General features: G+C 61.0%; 14 protein-coding genes. 5 read left to right on the top strand and 9 right to left on the bottom strand.

The window, feature by feature from the left end; translation table 11 throughout:
* Positions 1–60: 60 nt before the first annotated feature.
* Positions 61–1,404: a TlpA disulfide reductase family protein gene (locus N008_RS01945; protein WP_052381094.1), complete on the bottom strand. Its 1,344-nt coding sequence runs from the start codon at positions 1,402–1,404 to the stop codon at positions 61–63.
* Between the two features lie 233 nt (positions 1,405–1,637).
* Here N008_RS01945 and N008_RS01940 point away from each other — a divergent pair, with 233 nt between their 5' ends.
* The 3 genes from N008_RS01940 to N008_RS01930 all read left to right on the top strand — a co-directional run bounded on the left by N008_RS01940 (position 1,638) and on the right by N008_RS01930 (position 6,011).
* Positions 1,638–3,932: an aconitate hydratase gene (locus tag N008_RS01940; RefSeq protein ID WP_044013329.1), complete on the top strand. Its 2,295-nt coding sequence runs from the start codon at positions 1,638–1,640 to the stop codon at positions 3,930–3,932.
* Positions 3,933–4,237: 305 nt separating this feature from the next.
* Positions 4,238–4,927: a hypothetical protein gene (locus N008_RS01935; RefSeq protein WP_044013327.1), complete on the top strand. Its 690-nt coding sequence runs from the start codon at positions 4,238–4,240 to the stop codon at positions 4,925–4,927.
* A 223-nt stretch (positions 4,928–5,150) separates the two neighbouring features.
* On the top strand, positions 5,151–6,011 hold the full coding sequence (locus N008_RS01930) for a toxin-antitoxin system YwqK family antitoxin (RefSeq protein WP_044013325.1): 861 nt from the start codon (positions 5,151–5,153) through the stop codon (positions 6,009–6,011).
* Positions 6,012–6,042: 31 nt separating this feature from the next.
* On the opposite strand, the gene N008_RS01925 is transcribed toward N008_RS01930, so the two are convergent.
* Positions 6,043–6,453: a hypothetical protein gene (locus tag N008_RS01925; protein WP_197062928.1), complete on the bottom strand. Its 411-nt coding sequence runs from the start codon at positions 6,451–6,453 to the stop codon at positions 6,043–6,045.
* A 104-nt stretch (positions 6,454–6,557) separates the two neighbouring features.
* On the opposite strand from N008_RS01925, the gene N008_RS01920 reads away from it, so the two are divergent.
* The gene (locus tag N008_RS01920; protein ID WP_044013323.1) at positions 6,558–7,271 is read left to right on the top strand and encodes a TIGR02117 family protein; all 714 of its coding nucleotides are present in this window, start codon (positions 6,558–6,560) and stop codon (positions 7,269–7,271) included.
* An 89-nt stretch (positions 7,272–7,360) separates the two neighbouring features.
* Positions 7,361–8,071, top strand: coding sequence for a carbonic anhydrase (locus tag N008_RS01915; RefSeq protein WP_052381093.1), 711 nt, complete (start codon positions 7,361–7,363; stop codon positions 8,069–8,071).
* Between the two features lie 112 nt (positions 8,072–8,183).
* Here N008_RS01915 and N008_RS01910 read toward each other — a convergent pair whose 3' ends face one another.
* From N008_RS01910 to N008_RS01880, 7 genes are all read right to left on the bottom strand, one after another.
* Positions 8,184–8,432 carry a hypothetical protein gene (locus N008_RS01910; RefSeq protein ID WP_044013321.1) on the bottom strand — a complete coding sequence of 83 codons (249 nt, stop codon included), beginning with the start codon at positions 8,430–8,432 and terminating at the stop codon, positions 8,184–8,186.
* Positions 8,433–8,666: 234 nt separating this feature from the next.
* Positions 8,667–11,384 (bottom strand): S8 family peptidase, encoded by a 2,718-nt coding sequence (locus N008_RS01905; protein ID WP_052381092.1) that lies wholly within the window; start codon positions 11,382–11,384, stop codon positions 8,667–8,669.
* A 495-nt stretch (positions 11,385–11,879) separates the two neighbouring features.
* The gene (locus tag N008_RS01900; RefSeq protein WP_044013320.1) at positions 11,880–12,143 is read right to left on the bottom strand and encodes a hypothetical protein; all 264 of its coding nucleotides are present in this window, start codon (positions 12,141–12,143) and stop codon (positions 11,880–11,882) included.
* Between the two features lie 76 nt (positions 12,144–12,219).
* The gene (locus N008_RS01895; protein ID WP_044013318.1) at positions 12,220–12,978 is read right to left on the bottom strand and encodes a LytR/AlgR family response regulator transcription factor; all 759 of its coding nucleotides are present in this window, start codon (positions 12,976–12,978) and stop codon (positions 12,220–12,222) included.
* Positions 12,979–13,036: 58 nt separating this feature from the next.
* The gene (locus tag N008_RS21210; protein ID WP_052381091.1) at positions 13,037–14,134 is read right to left on the bottom strand and encodes a sensor histidine kinase; all 1,098 of its coding nucleotides are present in this window, start codon (positions 14,132–14,134) and stop codon (positions 13,037–13,039) included.
* Positions 14,135–14,146: 12 nt separating this feature from the next.
* Positions 14,147–14,734, bottom strand: coding sequence for a DUF7010 family protein (locus N008_RS01885; protein WP_044013316.1), 588 nt, complete (start codon positions 14,732–14,734; stop codon positions 14,147–14,149).
* Between the two features lie 81 nt (positions 14,735–14,815).
* Positions 14,816–15,766 (bottom strand): alpha/beta fold hydrolase, encoded by a 951-nt coding sequence (locus N008_RS01880; protein WP_052381090.1) that lies wholly within the window; start codon positions 15,764–15,766, stop codon positions 14,816–14,818.
* Between the last annotated feature and the right edge of the window lie 331 nt (positions 15,767–16,097).

The following is a 16,097-nucleotide window of genomic DNA, read 5'->3' as shown; positions in this document are numbered from 1 at the left end:
AACCAGCGCCGTCCACAAAATCCGTGAAATCCGCCTCAATTCGTCTAAAAACCGTGATCCTTATTCCGCCAGCAGCTGGTCGATGGTTTTGTTGAATTCGGCCACTTCCTGCTCGTAGTATTTGCCGGTGCCGGGGCCCGAGTAGCCAGTGTGAATCTTGCGCACCTCACCTTTCTTATCCAGGAAAATGGTGGTCGGGAAAGCCAGTACCTTCTGCAGTTGCGGCAGCGACTTGCTGGCCTCCGCCGACGACGCCTGCCCAGCCACAGCAATATCATAGCCGATGTTCATGCGCTCCTTCATCTTCAGCAGCTTCTGCGAGGCCACTTTCTGGTCGGTGGTGCGCTCGTAGCCCAGCCCGATGATTTCCACGCCGCGGCCTTTATTCTTCTCGTACCACGGGGCCAGGAAGTTGGTTTCGTCCATGCAGTTGGGGCACCAAGAGCCCAGCACCTGTAGCACCACCACTTTGCCCTTGTACTTAGGGTCGGAAGGGGAGATGCTGCCACCTTCGTAGATGCTCGGGAACTTGAAGTCCAGCTTTTTCTGGCCGGGCTTCATGCCGGTCAGGGCGTTGGCGTCGGGCAGTTTGGCGTTGGGGTCGAGCACGGCGGTCCAGGTTTCGTGGCCCGATTTGCCGGAGTAGAAGTCGCCGCTGATGCTGTTGATGTTGCCGGGTTTGGCCAGCTTGCCATCAAACAGGAAGCCGTGGCTACCATCGAAGGTAGACAGCAAGATATGCTCGCCGTCGGCCTTGGTTACCAGGTTGCCAGCCAGGTAGCGGTAGTCGCCGGTGGTGGTCAGGAACGTGCCGGTCAGCTGGGTAGGATTCAGCGAGTCCTGGGTGATAATGCCCACGGCTGGGTACGTTTCACCGTCGCTGCCCTTGAATTCCGTGCGGAACGTGCCGCCTTTCTTCAGGTCACCGAAAACCGACGTGTTTTTGGCCGTGCCCATGAACAGGGCCGCATCAGCTCCGGCTTTCTCCGCCGCAAATGCCACCCGGTACGGCTCCTTGCCGTCGTACTTCACCCAGGTGCCCTTGAGCTTGTCGGTGCCATCGGCGCGCACCACCAGGGCGGCATCGAACACGCCCAGCCGAATGGTGGTGGAGTCGCCTGCCGCGCTGATTTCGTCGAGTTTCAGACGCTCCTCGCCGTTGCGCAGCGTCACGGTGGACTTGCCGCCGTCGGTGTTTACGTCGAACAAAAACGGTATTTTCTGGCCCTGGGCCAATAGCACGCCGCGCCAAGTGCCGGCCGACAGGGCCGAAGCAGTGGCGGCGCTGCCGGCCTCGGTAGCGGCCTGATTTTCAGAAGTGGAGGAATTGGGCTGGCAGGCCGCGGCGGCCAGCGCGAGTCCGGCCCCGAGTACTGCCTTGCGAATGTCAATGGCAACGGGCATACAAAAGAGGGTTAAGGTGATTCGGGGCTAAACTACAGCAAGCCCAAATTAGTTTAGAGTGGAATGGCCGCGAATGTAGGCCAACTTTGGGCAGGCCCCGGCTGGAATCATTCTAAATGCCGCCCGCACCGGGCTTCCGGCCACCGAAAAGTTGGGCTGCGCAACGACCTGTACCTATATTTGCGTACCTGTCTTTGATAGGCACGTTCTCTCCACTTTTTCCCTTTTGAATTATGGCGTTTGACTTAGAGATGATCAAGGCTGTGTACGCTGGCATGGGCTCCCGCATCGAGGCCGCCCGTACCGCCGTTGGCCGCCCGCTTACCCTCACCGAAAAAATCCTGTACGCTCACCTGTACGGCGGCACGGTTTCGCAGGCGTTTGAGCGGGGCGTATCCTACGTCGATTTCGCCCCCGACCGTGTGGCCATGCAGGATGCCACCGCCCAGATGGCGCTGCTCCAGTTCATGCAGGCCGGCAAGCCCCAGGCTGCCGTGCCCAGTACCGTACACTGCGACCACCTGATTCAGGCCAAAGAAGGCGCTACCGAAGACCTGGCCATCGCCAACTCCGAAAACAAGGAGGTGTACGACTTCTTGGCTTCTGTTTCCAATAAATATGGCATCGGCTTCTGGAAGCCCGGCGCTGGTATCATCCACCAGGTGGTGCTCGAAAACTACGCCTTCCCCGGCGGCATGATGATCGGCACCGACTCGCACACGCCTAACGCGGGTGGCCTCGGCATGATTGCCATTGGCGTAGGCGGCGCCGATGCCGTGGACGTAATGGCCGGCATGGCCTGGGAGCTGAAGTTCCCGAAAGTAATCGGCGTGAAGCTGACCGGCAAAATGAACGGCTGGACTTCGGCCAAAGACGTAATCCTGAAAGTAGCGGGTATCCTGACCGTGAAAGGCGGCACCGGCGCTATCGTGGAGTACTTCGGCGAAGGCGCCAACAGCCTCTCGGCCACCGGCAAAGGCACCATCTGCAACATGGGCGCAGAAATCGGGGCGACCACCTCGGTGTTCAGCTACGACGAGAAGATGGGCGACTACCTGCGTTCCACCGAGCGCGCCGACATTGCTGACCTCGCCGCCGGCGTGGCCCAGCACCTGCGCGCCGACGACGAGGTGTATGCCAACCCCGAAGCTTTCTACGACCGTCTCATCGAAATCAACCTCGACGAGCTGGAGCCCTACGTGAACGGCCCGTTCACGCCGGACGCCGCCTGGCCGATTTCGCAGTTCGCCGCCGCCGTGAAAGAGCACGGCTGGCCCGAGAAGCTGGAAGTGGGTCTGATTGGCTCATGCACCAACTCCTCGTATGAGGACATCACCCGCGCCGCCAGCATTGCCGGCCAGGCCGTAAGCAAAGGCCTGACGGTCAACGCCGAATTCACCGTAACACCCGGCTCGGAGCTGGTGCGCTACACCGTGGAGCGCGACGGCCTGCTCGACACCTTCGCCCAGATGGGCGGCGTGGTGCTGGCCAACGCCTGCGGTCCGTGCATCGGGCAGTGGGCCCGCCACACCGACGACCCCAAGCGCCGCAACTCCATCATCACGAGCTTCAACCGCAACTTTGCCAAGCGCAACGACGGCAACCCGAACACCCACGCTTTCGTGGCTTCGCCTGAAATCGTGACGGCCTTCGCCATTGCCGGCGACCTGACCTTCAACCCCCTCACCGACACGCTGACCACCAAAGACGGCCAGCAGGTGAAGTTCGACGAGCCACGGGGCATTGAGCTGCCGCCCGCTGGTTTCGCCGTGGAAGATGCCGGTTTCCAGGCGCCTGCCGCCGATGGCTCGGGCGTAGAGGTGCTAGTAGCGCCGACGTCGGACCGTCTGCAGCTGCTTGACCCCTTCAAGGCATGGGAAGGCACCGACCTGAAAGGGTTGCGCCTGCTCATCAAAGCCCAGGGCAAGTGCACCACCGACCACATTTCGATGGCCGGCCCGTGGCTGAAATACCGCGGCCACCTGGACAACATCTCCAACAACATGCTCATCGGCGCCATCAACTCCTTCAACGGCGAAGCCAACGCCGTGAAAGATGGCCTGACGCAGGGCACGCCTTACTCGCCGGTACCGGCAGTAGCACGCAACTACAAAGCCCAGGGCATCGGGTCGATTGTGGTAGGCGACGAGAACTACGGCGAAGGCAGCTCGCGTGAGCACGCCGCCATGGAGCCCCGCCACCTGGGCGTGCGCGCCATTCTGGTGAAGAGCTTCGCCCGGATTCACGAAACCAACCTCAAGAAGCAGGGCATGCTGGCCCTCACCTTCGCCAACAAGGCCGACTACGACCTGGTGGAAGAGGACGACACGTTCGACATCCTCGGCCTGACGGAGTTTGCTCCCGGCAAGCCCCTGCAGATCCGTCTGCACCACGCCGACGGCGACACCGACCTCATCACGGTGAACCACACCTACAATGAAGGCCAGATCGAGTGGTTCAAAGCCGGCTCGGCCCTGAACCTGATCCGTCTGAAGGAGTCGGGCGAAGCCCAGCTGTCGCAGAAGTAATTCCGGCTTCGGCCCGCAAGTGAAAACGGCCGCTTCCCACAAGGGAGGCGGCCGTTTTTTTGTGCCTTATCAGGATGGAAATGCGCCGCAAACCGGCTGAATCTATGCTGAAATAGGATGTCTGTAAAGTCTGAATATCTGACTAAAAACAGCTTCAATGAGATTGTAAAGCAGATTTGCCAATTTGTATGAAGTCCTGAAAACGCAATAATTCGGGTGCAGGGGAGGAGGGCGGTGCGCTATACTTGTCGCAGCATATCAGTCCGGAAGACTGGTAGCAATCCTCACCGCCATACGCTCCTGCCATGCTTCGCCCTGCCTCCCGTCTGCCACTTGCCCTGAAAGTGCTCTTCACCGCCTTCCTGGCCGTGATGGTGCCGGTGTACTGGTACAACTACGGTCCCAGCAACTTCCTGTACTTCTGCGACATATCGTTGCTGCTCTGCCTGATCAGCGTCTGGACCGAGAAGGCCCTGCCGGCGTCGATGGCGGCGGTGGGTATTCTGCTGCCGCAGGTGCTCTGGTGTGCCGACTTCGTGGGCGAGCTAGTGGGCGTCCGGCTGCTGGGCATGACCTCGTACATGTTCGATGAAAACCGCAGCCTGTTTCTGCGCGGCCTCTCGTTTTTCCACGGCTGGCTGCCGTTTCTGCTGGTGTACCTGGTGCGCCACCTCGGTTACGACCGGCGCGCCCTCTGGGCCTGGACGGGCGTGGCCTGGGCTTTGTGCCTGGTAGCGTACTTCCTGCTGCCACCCGCCGGCGCCATCATGCCCGACCCGAAGATTCCGGTGAACATCAACTACGTGTTCGGCTTCGATGACGCCGCCCCGCAAACCTGGCTGCCGGCCCCGGTGTACCTGGTCTGCTGGCTGCTGGCGCTGCTGGTGGTTGCCTATCTGCCCACGCACTTCGTGCTGCGCCGCTGGAGTGCCCGCCGCCCCGCTCAGCCGGCTCCGATGCAACTGGTTGTGGCCGGAATGCAGGAGGTGCGGTAAGGCATCGTTATCTGTGCAGGAAAGCTTGACAACTCTGTATCAGGGACAATTCTGAACAGCCAAAGTACGACAGCTGCCTTCCTGCGGGAGGCAGCTGTTTTAGTGTTTACTTTGAAGCTGAACTATCCTATGGCAGCCAATGTAATCAAAGTTTTTACTCCTATTCTTCCTGTTCGGCTTCTCACTTACTGCCTCCGCCCAAGTAGAAACAAAGACAGTAATCATGCGCAATACTGTACCTGGGAGCGTCGAAGAGTTTCAGGTGCTTAAAGCCGATAAAAGAATACGGCATGGCGCGTATGCACGCTATCAGCAAAATGCTTTTGCCGGCGGCGTCATCATATTCGAGTCAGGCAGTTATGAGCAGGGGAAAAAGGAAGGGGAATGGCTGACATTTTCGCAGCATCGACCCTGGAATAAGCTGATCAGCAAGGGCACCTATCACGCGGGGCAGCCTGATGGCTGGTGGACTTACTACCAGCCTTTTTCGTCTACCTCTACTACCGTTGCTCAGACAGTAGCACTGAAAAATGGTGTGACGGTGAATATCAATGACACCACCGCCGTAATGCAGGCCCAAGGCCAATATGCGTCAGGTAAGCGCGTCGGAATCTGGACCTACTACGGCGCGCAGGGACACGTTGTGCAGAAGATAAACCACTTCACCAACCAGCTTGTCTATTGGCGTAAACCCGATGGAACAGAGCTAATCGGTGAAGCGGCGCAAAGCCACCCAACTCTTTATGCAGGCGGCAAAGAGCAGCTCATGGCTGAAATTCACCAAAGCATTGGTAGATCCATTATATCTGTCATCAGCCAGGGCCGTGAAAGCATATCCGATTTTGTATTCAGCATAGATGCCGCCGGCCAGCTAACCGGGGTGACCTTAGCTGGCAGCACGCCTCCAACACGATACGAAAAGGTTCTTCTGCAGGCGCTGGCAACGGTTCCGGTTGCTTGGCTGGCGCCGCGTGTGAATGGCAACCTGCAAGCAGGCGAGTACCGAGCCAGGATCATCACGCATACAAAAGCTATTGGTGGCAATCGAGCCGTGCAGACAGATATTCTGCCACTTGGTGAATAAGTAGCGGTTAGCGGCTGATCGTGGATTGCCGTTACAGCGCTTCCACCTGCTCCGTCCGGTTCTCCCGGGGCTTTTGCACCAAGTAGTAGTACAGCAGAATCAGGAGGCCCGTCAGGAATGGCAGTAGCGCCAGGTGCTTGCCTGTGACGTTGCCCCAGACCCGCACCGTATCAAATTCCAGAAACTCACTGATCATCCAGTAGGAGTTAGCCGAAATCCAGAACACGATGGCCAGGTTGTGGGCCAGCTCGGCGGCAATGTGGCGGGTGCGCCAGGTGATAACGAGGGCAATGGTCAGGGTCGGGAAAATCATGCTGATGCCCAGCGGTTTCCAGAGCATACACCAGCCGATATCCTTGAGTAGCCAGAACAGGATGTGCAGGTTTTCCATGCGCCGGTACGGGGCCGGAATGGTGTACGTCTGGTCGTCGGGCTGAGGCATAGTGCGGGTATAAGCACCAAATATAATCCGCGAACGGCTTTCTTTGCGCTCTTTCGTATGAGGGGTCATTTCCCTTCTTTGCTCACTCTGTCCCTCGTTGCTACATGCCCGTTACGCTGAAGAAAATAGCCAAAGGAGCCGCCTATGCCGGCGGCAGTATACTCGGCATTCTGGTGCTGTATGGCGTGGCCGCCGTAGGGCTGTCGGCCGTGCCGGTAGGTGAGCGAGGCAAGCCCACCCCCGATGGGGTGGAGGTGTACATCCTCTCCAACGGCGTGCACACCGACATTGTGGTGCCCGTGCGCAACTCGCAGATGGACTGGACCCGGCAGATCCGCTACGCCGACACGCCCGCCGCCGACCCGAGCATGCAGTTCGTGGGCTTTGGCTGGGGCGACAAGGGCTTCTACCTCGACACGCCTACCTGGGCCGAACTCAAGCCCAGCACGGCCTTCAAGGCCATGTTCTGGCTGGGCGAATCAGCCATCCACGCCACGTTTCACCACCGCCCCACTGAGGGCAAAGACTGCGTCCGGCTCTACCTGTCGGAGGAGCAGTATGCTCAGTTGATCAACTTCATTCAGCAGAGCTTCGACTACGATGCGCAGGGCCGCGTGGAGCACATTGCGGGCCATAGCTACGGCCAGTACGACGCATTTTACGAAGCTAAACGCACGTATAACCTGTTCTACACTTGCAACAGCTGGGCTAATGAGGCGCTGAAGGCAGCCGGGCAGCGCGCCGCCTTCTGGACGCCTTTCGACGCCGGAATTTTCTGGCACTACCGGGAGCGAGGAGCTGTTGGGACTGGCAAGTAGATGTCTGTTAAACAGGGCGTTGTAATTATGTGGTGTGAAAATATTCTGTGCCAGCTATCCTTCAAGGCCGAAAAACGTATACTGCGACTATGATAACCTACGACGAAATCTTCGAGAACAACCGCCAGTGGGTGGAATCCAGCACGGCCACCAACGCCGACTTCCTCAAACACTTGGCCTCCGACCAGAAGCCCGACTATCTCTACATCGGCTGCTCCGATTCGCGTGTGACGGCTGAAGAGCTGATGGGCGTGGCGCCCGGGGAGGTGTTTGTGCACCGCAACGTAGCCAACCTGGTCATCAACATCGACTTGAACGCCACTTCGGTGATTGAGTACGCTGTAGCTCACCTGGGCGTAAAGCACATTGTTGTGTGCGGGCACTATGGCTGCGGAGGCGTGAAAGCTGCCATGCAACCCAAAGACCTGGGAGTGATGAATCCGTGGCTGCGCAACATCCGCGACGTTTACCGCCTACATCAGCCGGAACTCGACAAAATCGAGGACACCACGGCTCGCTACGACCGGCTGGTAGAGCTGAACGTGCAGGAGCAGTGCGTCAACGTCATTAAGATGGCTGTGGTGCAACAGCAGTACCTGAAAAACGGCTACCCTACGGTACACGGCTGGGTGTTCGACCTGAAGACCGGACTGCTCAAAGACCTGAACCTGGATTTCGAGCACATCCTGCATGACATTCAGGAGATTTACAATCTCGGCGACCAAGTGCTGTTCGGAGAGGGTAAAACGACGCCGGCCATCGAAATAGGCCAGGCAGCTAAGACTGACATACAGCGCTAATATCTTTCTGGGCAATAGGTAGCGCCCATTGACCGCAGAAAAGAAATAAGCCCGGCTTTTCCGCTACCAATGAGCGGAGAAGCCGGGCTTTGTGGTGGAGAAGAAGGGAGGCCTAATTCAGCCACACCTGGGCCACGGTTTCAAAGCGGTGGCGGGCAAAGGCTCCGTACGGGCGCTCGGCATAAAAACCCAATACGTGTACCTGCGGCTGACCGGTGCGGGCGTTGCGGCGCAGTTGTACGGGATACACGCGGCCGGCTTCAGGCCAGTCACCTACGTGGTCGGTGGGGCGGCGCGAGGCGTCTACACAGCGGGCATAGAGCTGCACGGGAGGCGAAACGGGAAGCTTGACTTTCGACATATCCAAAGATAAGCATATTTCCTGTTTTCCAAAAAAATTAGCCTTCTATTTTGCGGAGATAAATGGCCGTCAATTGCGTTTTTAATTGAATTTTAACCTCTTGCGTGGTGATTGAGGGCGCATCAAGTAGCTGCTGTAATTGCTGCTATAAGGTGGAGGTGAAACGATATATGCTAATATAATTAGTGGAATATGATGCCGAAAAATCAGCTGTCAACAACCTGATGAAGTCGGTTAGGGCCGTACCAGCAGTTGCCGGGTTACTTGGCCTGTGTCTCCTTGTACTCGCAAGACATACAGGCCAGCCGGCAGGCCACTAGCATCCAACTCGGTGATGGTACTATTGAGGCTGAACAGGCGGACCAGCTGGCCCAACGGATTGAGCAGTTGAGCTTGGTAGCCACCGAAGCTGGCAGGTATTTCCAGCCGTACCCGCCCGGAAGTTGGGTTCGGATAAAGCTGCCAGGCGCCGGCGGCCAGAGCCGGGCGAATGGGCAGCAGCTGGTTGTAGCGGATCTGAGCGGCATCGGCAGCGGCCTGTAGCTGCGCCAAAGTGGGAGCGGCCAGCACCGCAAACGCCACCACGGCCGAATCGGCGGGGGCAAGGCGGGGCAGGGCGGCCCCAAGCACGTGCGCTATGTCGGTGCCGGCGGGCAGGCCGGTGCTGCGTTGGCGGGTGCCGCTGCTAAGCGTGAGGTACTTCTCAGGGCGGCTGAAGCCGTTGGACAGCTGTACCGGGCTGCCGGCTGGCGCATTCACGTTGAGGGCGTAGGTGGTGGCGGTGCCCCCACGCAGCCACTTCAGGCCCACATATACGTCCGGGCTGCCAGCGTCGTAGGCGTAACTGAGATGGCGCACCGAGTCCCAGGCCACCACGTTGCGGGCATACTCCGGTACCACGTCCCAATCCATGAACAGGCCCGTGTACAGCGGCTTCAGCGTATCGGGTGTGACGTTGTGGAGCTGGTATTCCAGCACCACGTAGTCGCGGTGCGGGCCCTGCGCCCAGGCGTAGCCGCGCTGGCGCACCTGCACGCCCACGGTGCGGTTGCGGGTGGCCGAGGGCAGGGAATCCTGCAGGATATTGCTGGCTTCTTGGTCGGCGCGAAGAGGCTGGCGGCGCAGGGCGGCCTGAGTCAGGCGGAAGAAGTCGGTGTCGGCTACGTTCCGCTCGTTGCGGAGGCGGCTGGAAACGCGGTTGGGTCCGGTGGCCAGCAGCAGGCCGCCTTCGTAGAGTAGCGGCGCGCCGCCTCGGTACGTCACTCCCTCGCCTAAGTCAGACCCAATACCGTCGTAGCCAAGGCTGCCCCGGCTGGTGAGGGTAAGGGCTAGGTCGCCAGCATTAAGCACCACGAAGTCGGGGCTAAGCAGCACAGTGCTGTACTGGTCTTCCTCATAGCCGGTGGCTGCATCCTCGAAGTGATACCGCAGCACGGCGCGGGTATTCAGCGGCACTGCCGCCGCCACTGCTAACCGAAACGGGGCCGCCGTATTGGCGGTGCGGGCCAGCGTGGCCAGCGCACCGGCGGCAAACGTGCCCTGCCGCACCGTTAGGTAAGGTGACAGGGACGTGATGGTGAGAGTCAGGTTCTGGACTGGTAGCAGAAGGTTCTGCACTTCTACAGCCAGCCGGATGGTATCGGCGGGCTGGTAGGCGCTTTGGGCCGGGCTGAACACGCGCTGAGTAAGACGTACGGCGCGCTGATCGTTGGCGCGCACGGCTCGCAGCATGTTCAGGCGGCCGGTGCCCAGCTTGCCAATGTAAGCGGCATTGGCAGGCAGGGCATCAATGTTGTCAGCGGTGCGGCGCAGCTGGGCCCGCACCTGGGCGGCCGTGAACTGCGGAAAGCGGGCCCGCACCAACCCGGCCGCGCCCGCCACCAGCGGCGCCGAAAACGACGAGCCGGTGGCCGGAATGTAGTCGGTGTCGGTGTCGCCCCACACGGTCAGCACGTCGTCGCCAGGGGCCACCAGGTCGAGGCGGTGGCTGTAAGTGGCGTAGCGGGCCTTTCCATCGGAGCGGTTGGAGGCGCCCACCGACAGCACGTGCTCGTAGGAGGCGGGGTAGAAATCCAGCTCGGCGTTGGTGTTGCCGGCCGAGGCCACTACCACGGCGTCGCGGTTGACGGCCGCGTAGGTAATGGCGTCCTGCTCGAACTGCGAGCGGCCCCCGGCGGCTCCCCAGCTCATGTTGATGACCTTGCATCCGTGGTCGGCGGCGTACACGATGGCCTCATAGCCCGCGAAGCTGCCCCCGGGCGTGCTGGGGTAGATTTTCAGGGGCAGAAAGCGGCAGTTGAAGCCGGCGCCAGCCACGCCGCGGCTGTTATCGGGGCGGGCGGCGGCGGCCCCGGCCGAATGGACGCCGTGCCGAGGCTGTTGGTAGGAGTCAGACGAGGGATTGTTGTCGTTGTCAGCCAAGTCCCAGCCGCGGTAGTTGTCCACGTAGCCGTCGTTGTCGTTGTCGAGGCCGTCGGGCGGGTCCTGGCGGTTGCGCTGCCACTGCCCGTTGAGGTCCTCGTGCGAAAGCCGGAAACCGGTGTCGGTGATGCCGATGAGCACGCTGGAGTCGCCCTTTGTCACGTCCCAGGCCTGGTAGGCGCGGATGTTGCGCAGGTGATACTGGCCGCTGGCATTGGTGGAGTCGGCCAGAGGGTCGTTGGGCTGGTAGAGCGGCGCGCGGTAATAGAGCGGCTCCACGTACGCCAGAACACCAGTCTGGCGAAGGGCCAACTGGGCCTTGGGCAGCACGGTGGTGGCCGGCAGCCACACCTGGTACACTAGGCGCAGATCTACGGCTTCCGGATTCTTTGGGTCGGGCGGCAGCGCGTTCGGAAACTTCTGCACCAGGCGCAACGCCCCGAGGCGGCGCAAAGTAGCTTCCAGCTGCGGCACGGCTACGCGGCCCGGGTGCGCCTGGGCCCGGTATTCGGGCTTCAGCTTGAATACCAACAGGCCCGGCTGAACGACTGCCTCCGGCGCGGCCGCGGCAAAAGGAGCGCCAGCCGTTTGCGCCCAAGCTACCGGGGCCCCCAGTAACAAGGCCAATAAAGGATAAAGTCGTAGAAATGAAGGCATAAACGAAAAGAAAGTCAGCGTAAAACAGGTAAAGGCATAAACGAAGCTGCGTGGCCTTCGGATGTGCGGAAACAGCACGCAGATAGATCGTCGGTTTCTGTAAATCTACCGCTTTCGGGAGGCGCCACCGCAGTTCTGGGTAGCGTTTTCGATCAACAATCTGAAATTCGCCATCAATGCTGCGAATGTGGCGTGGACAATTGGTTTTCCTGCTTTAGTGCAAATGGACACAGGCTTGGTAGAGCAGCCGATCTGGCTACCTGGTCAGCGTTGTAAGCGCCTTATCAGGTATTGTACTTAGTCCGTAAAACCAGCAAGGCCCTGCCGTATGGTACGGCAGGGCCTTGCTGGTAGGAAAGCATTTGCAGCTTACCAGCCCACTTTACTGTATTTGTATTTCTTGGGCGCTTTCACGGTTTCGTATTGCGTAGGCTTTCGGGGCGACAGGTCGATGCCCAAATCAATGGGATTACGCTCTTTGCGGAACCGGGCCTTGTTGTTGCCGCGGCGCTCAGACTTTATCTTCACCGTGCCGTAGCCGCGCGGGTTGGCGTTTTGGGCGGTGCGGTCCTGCGCGCAGGAGCCGAGGCCGATAAGGGTAGCAAGGGCAAGTATGGGAAAAAGTGCTTTCATGGCAGTAGACGAGGTAAATGGTACTTCTCCGTGTACTAACGTCATCTGTAAAAAGATACAGTTTCCCTGTATTATGCTATAGGCTAAGTAGTTCGCGAAACCGCACCGACTGCTGCCGCGACACCTCCACCTCCGGGCCGCCCCGCAGCCGGATCTTGAGGGTGCTGCTGAACCAGGGCTCGATGCCTTCAATCCATTTCAGGTTGATGATTTGCTGGCGGTTGGCCCGGAAGAACACGCGCGGGTCGAGGCGCTGCTCCAGGTGTTGCAGGGTGCGCGGAATCAGGGGGCGGTGCTGCTCGAAGTAGATCTGGGTGTAGCTGCCGTTGATTTCAAACAGCCGGATATCAGCCAGCCGCACAAACCAGCACCGCTCGCCATCCTTCACAAACACTTGGTCGTGCTCGGTGAGCAGGGTGGTAGCTGGCTCGGGGGCAGCGGTAGTGGCAGCCGGGGCGGGCAGGGTGGGCGCATCGGCCGGAGGCAGCAGCTTGGTGCGGGCTTTTTCCAGGGCGGCGGCCAGGCGGTGCTCCTGCACCGGTTTGAGCAGATAATCCAGGGCATTTACCTCGAAAGCCCGCAGCGCGTACTCGTCGTAGGCGGTGGTGAAGACGACGTGCGGGGCGGCTTCCAGCGAGGCCAGCAGCTCGAAGCCGGTTTCGCCGGGCATGTGGATGTCGAGCAGCAGCAAGTCGGGGCGCAGCTCCTGCAGGCGGGTGCGGGCCTCGGCGGCGTGGCGGGCTTCGCCTACCACGGTCACGTCGGGGAAGGCCTGCAGCAGGTGGCGCAGTTCGGTGCGGGCCAGCCGCGAGTCGTCAACGAGCAGAACGTCCAAGGGAATTGGGGGATGAGGTGATGGGGTGATGGAGGTATGAGGGGAATGGATGTTGGCGTTAGCGGAGAGCTGCGGGCAGCGCTTCGGCCCGCACCGGCAGGCGCAGGTGGGCTACCACGGTGTCGGGCTCGGTGGGGTGGTTGCCGATGTCGAGGTGGGCGGCGGGGCCGAATAGCAGGGCCAGCCGCTCGCGGGCGTTGCGCACCCCCACGCCGTCGTGGCCGGGGCGGGGCTGGTAGCGGCCCGTGTTGCGGATGCTTACGTGCAGCTGCCCGGCGCCGTCGAGCTGGGCTGTGAGCTTGATGCTGCCGCCTTCGGGCCGCGGGGCCAGGCCGTGCTTGATGGCGTTTTCGACGAGCAGCTGCAGCGTCATGGGCGGAACAAGCACCTGTTCGGCTGCCGGGTCCACGTCGAGAGCGTAGGTGAGGCGCTCCTCCAGCTGCAGAGCTTCCAGCTGCAGGTAGTGCTCCACAATCTCCAGCTCGCGGCCCAGCGGCACCTGCTCGGCCGCGCTGAGCTGGATGGAGTAGCGCAGCAGGTCGGAGAGGTGGGTCATCATGGTGCGGGCGCGGGTGGGGTCTTCCATCACCAGCGCCCGGATGTTGTTGAGGCCGTTGAACAGGAAATGCGGGTTGATCTGGGCCTTGAGGGTGCGCATCTCGGCTTCCCGCACGGCCGCCGCCAGCCGCCACTTGTCCACTTCGGCCTGCTTGTAGCGGTGGAAAAAGTGCCAGCCGAAATAGAAGCCGGCCCAGAGCCACAGCATAAAGTTGACGTTGAGCGAGTAGCCCATAAACTGCGCCCAGCCGTGCGGCCGCCCATCAGGGCTGGGTTTCACCACCCAGATCAGCAACGCCCAGATGATAACCTGGCTCAGCACCGACAGCAGCGCATTGGTCACGAGCAGGCGCCCCAGCAGTGGCAGCGGCGGCAGCAGCTCCCAGCCGTTGGCTCGGATATGGTAGCGCAAGGCGTGCGACAACCCCATCACGGGCAGCACAATGGCCGTGGTAATCAGTACCAGCTCGCCGGAAAACCGTCCGAAGACGGAAAACAGCACTACGTTGAATACAAAGTACAGGCTCCAGCCCAGCAGCTGCAGGCGCCAGTACAGCCGGCTCGGGGCCGGGGCGGAGGCGTAGGAAAACGTAGTCATAAGAGTGTCTGCCTAAGCTGCTGGCAGCTCCGCCAGGGAAAGGGCCGCCTGTTTGCTGTGCCGGTAAGCAGGCACCAGCAAAGCGCCCAGCACCAGCAGAGCCCCGGTGATGAAAAGCGGAATCAGGTACAGCGCAGACGTGGCCAGCTGCAGCCCCAGCACCAGGCAGCCCACCGGAATAATGCCGGCCATGATGGCGTAGGGCCGGGCGCTGTACAGCCAGGCATACGGGAAGAAATGCGCCCCCGTGATGATGCCGTAGGTCATGATAAAGTGCTGCGGGTAGCGGGTATAGATGAAAATCAGGAAGGGGAAGTAAAACAGCTGCGCGAAGTTCAGCCACAGCCCCAGCGGCTGCAGCGGGTTGTGAGGCAGCACCCAGGTGGTGCGAAACACTTTCGACAGCAGCCAGGCCAGCGGCAGGACAAGCGCGCCCACACAAAACGTGAGGAAGCTTTTAGTGCCGACGGTGTACGGCAGCAGCCACACCGCCGTAATGGCGGTCCACACCACGCTGGCGGCCACAATAAAGTCGAGGCCGTTTTTGGCTTTCACGGAGAGCTCCAGCTTGAGCGCGGTAAATTCCTGGGCGGATAACATAGTCAGGTAGCGGAAAACAGGGTTAGGAAGAGTGAGAAGGAAAGAGGCAGCAGATGGTAGGAGCCGGGCGGCGGCAGGACGTTACTTTTTAGCCACGTAATGCTGCTGCAAAAAAGCGTCGGTTTGCTGAAAAAACCACTGCGTGTCGTCGTACATCAGGAAGTGGCGGCCGGCCTCCGACATTTCGATGCGGTGCTGGGGCAGGCGGGCGTACTGTTGCTCGAATACGGCGCGGGTGCTTTCCTTAGTGGAACCGTAGGGCTTGTAGGCCGCCCAGGCGCCCAGCACCAGCACCGGCTGCTGCACCCGGGCAATGTCCTGGCGCAAGTCCGTCGTGAACAGGTCGTACATGGCCTGGGCCACGGTGGCGGGGTTGGAGGCCACGCTCCAGCGGGCTGTTTGGGTGATGTGGGCAGTGTCCTGCATCATGGTGGCGCTCATCTGGCGGGCGGCGGCCATCGTCATCTGGCCGGCGGCCATTTGCTTGCGCATGCCTTCGGCCATGGGCCGGGCGCCTTCCACGGTCTGGGCGGGGTTCTGCACGGCCGCCAGGAACGGCAGCGAATCCACAATCACCAGCGGGCCCACGGCCTCGGGCTGGGTGGCGCTCAGCCACAGGCCCATAAAGCCGCCCAGGCTGTGGCCCACCACCATGGGCTTGTTCAGCTGCTGGGTTTTGATGTAGGCCAGCAGCTGGTCGCGCACGTTCTGCAGCAGCTTATCAGTAGAAGCCGGAGCCGCGTTGCCGCCAAAGCCAGCCAGGCTGATGATGTGGCACTGGTACTGGCGCTGGTAGCGGGCCACGGTTTCGTCCCAGACGGCGCCGGGGCAGGTGAGGCCCGGAATTAGCAGCATGGGGCGGCCCTTGCCCACCACCCGCACCGTGAAGTTGGGGTGGGTGGCGGGGTTGTCGGCGGCGGCGCTGGCGGCAGCGGCTACTGCCGGCGCGGCGGCAACGGCCGTTTCAGTGGCGGTGGAAGCGGCCATCAGCAGGGCGAGGCAGATAGGGCGGAGGCGGGCGGTCAGGTTCATAGCGAAGCAGGAAAGAAGGGTTGGAAGTTGATTTCTGCTTTAAACCTAGCCGCGCTTTCTGCCTTCTGAAACCACTTTTCAGCGAACGGTAAATCCGGCGGCTGAGCTGCGGGTTTTGCCGATTGAATGGCAGCCCGATTCTGCCCCAGCCGGCCGCGGTGTCGGGCCGGACGCGGTGTCGGGCCGGACGCGCCGCTCGGCCCGAACCTCCGCAACGTCAGCACGCGGCAACCGGCCGGATGCCTGCGGCGTCGGACCGGGGCATGAGTCTGCGCACACAAAAAAAGACCTGCTGATGGGCAGGTCTTTTTCCTTCTCATTCGAGCGTTGT

The organism is Hymenobacter sp. APR13, assembly GCF_000737515.1.
Classification (GTDB): domain Bacteria; phylum Bacteroidota; class Bacteroidia; order Cytophagales; family Hymenobacteraceae; genus Hymenobacter.
This window is presented reverse-complemented; position numbering and strand designations above follow the sequence as displayed.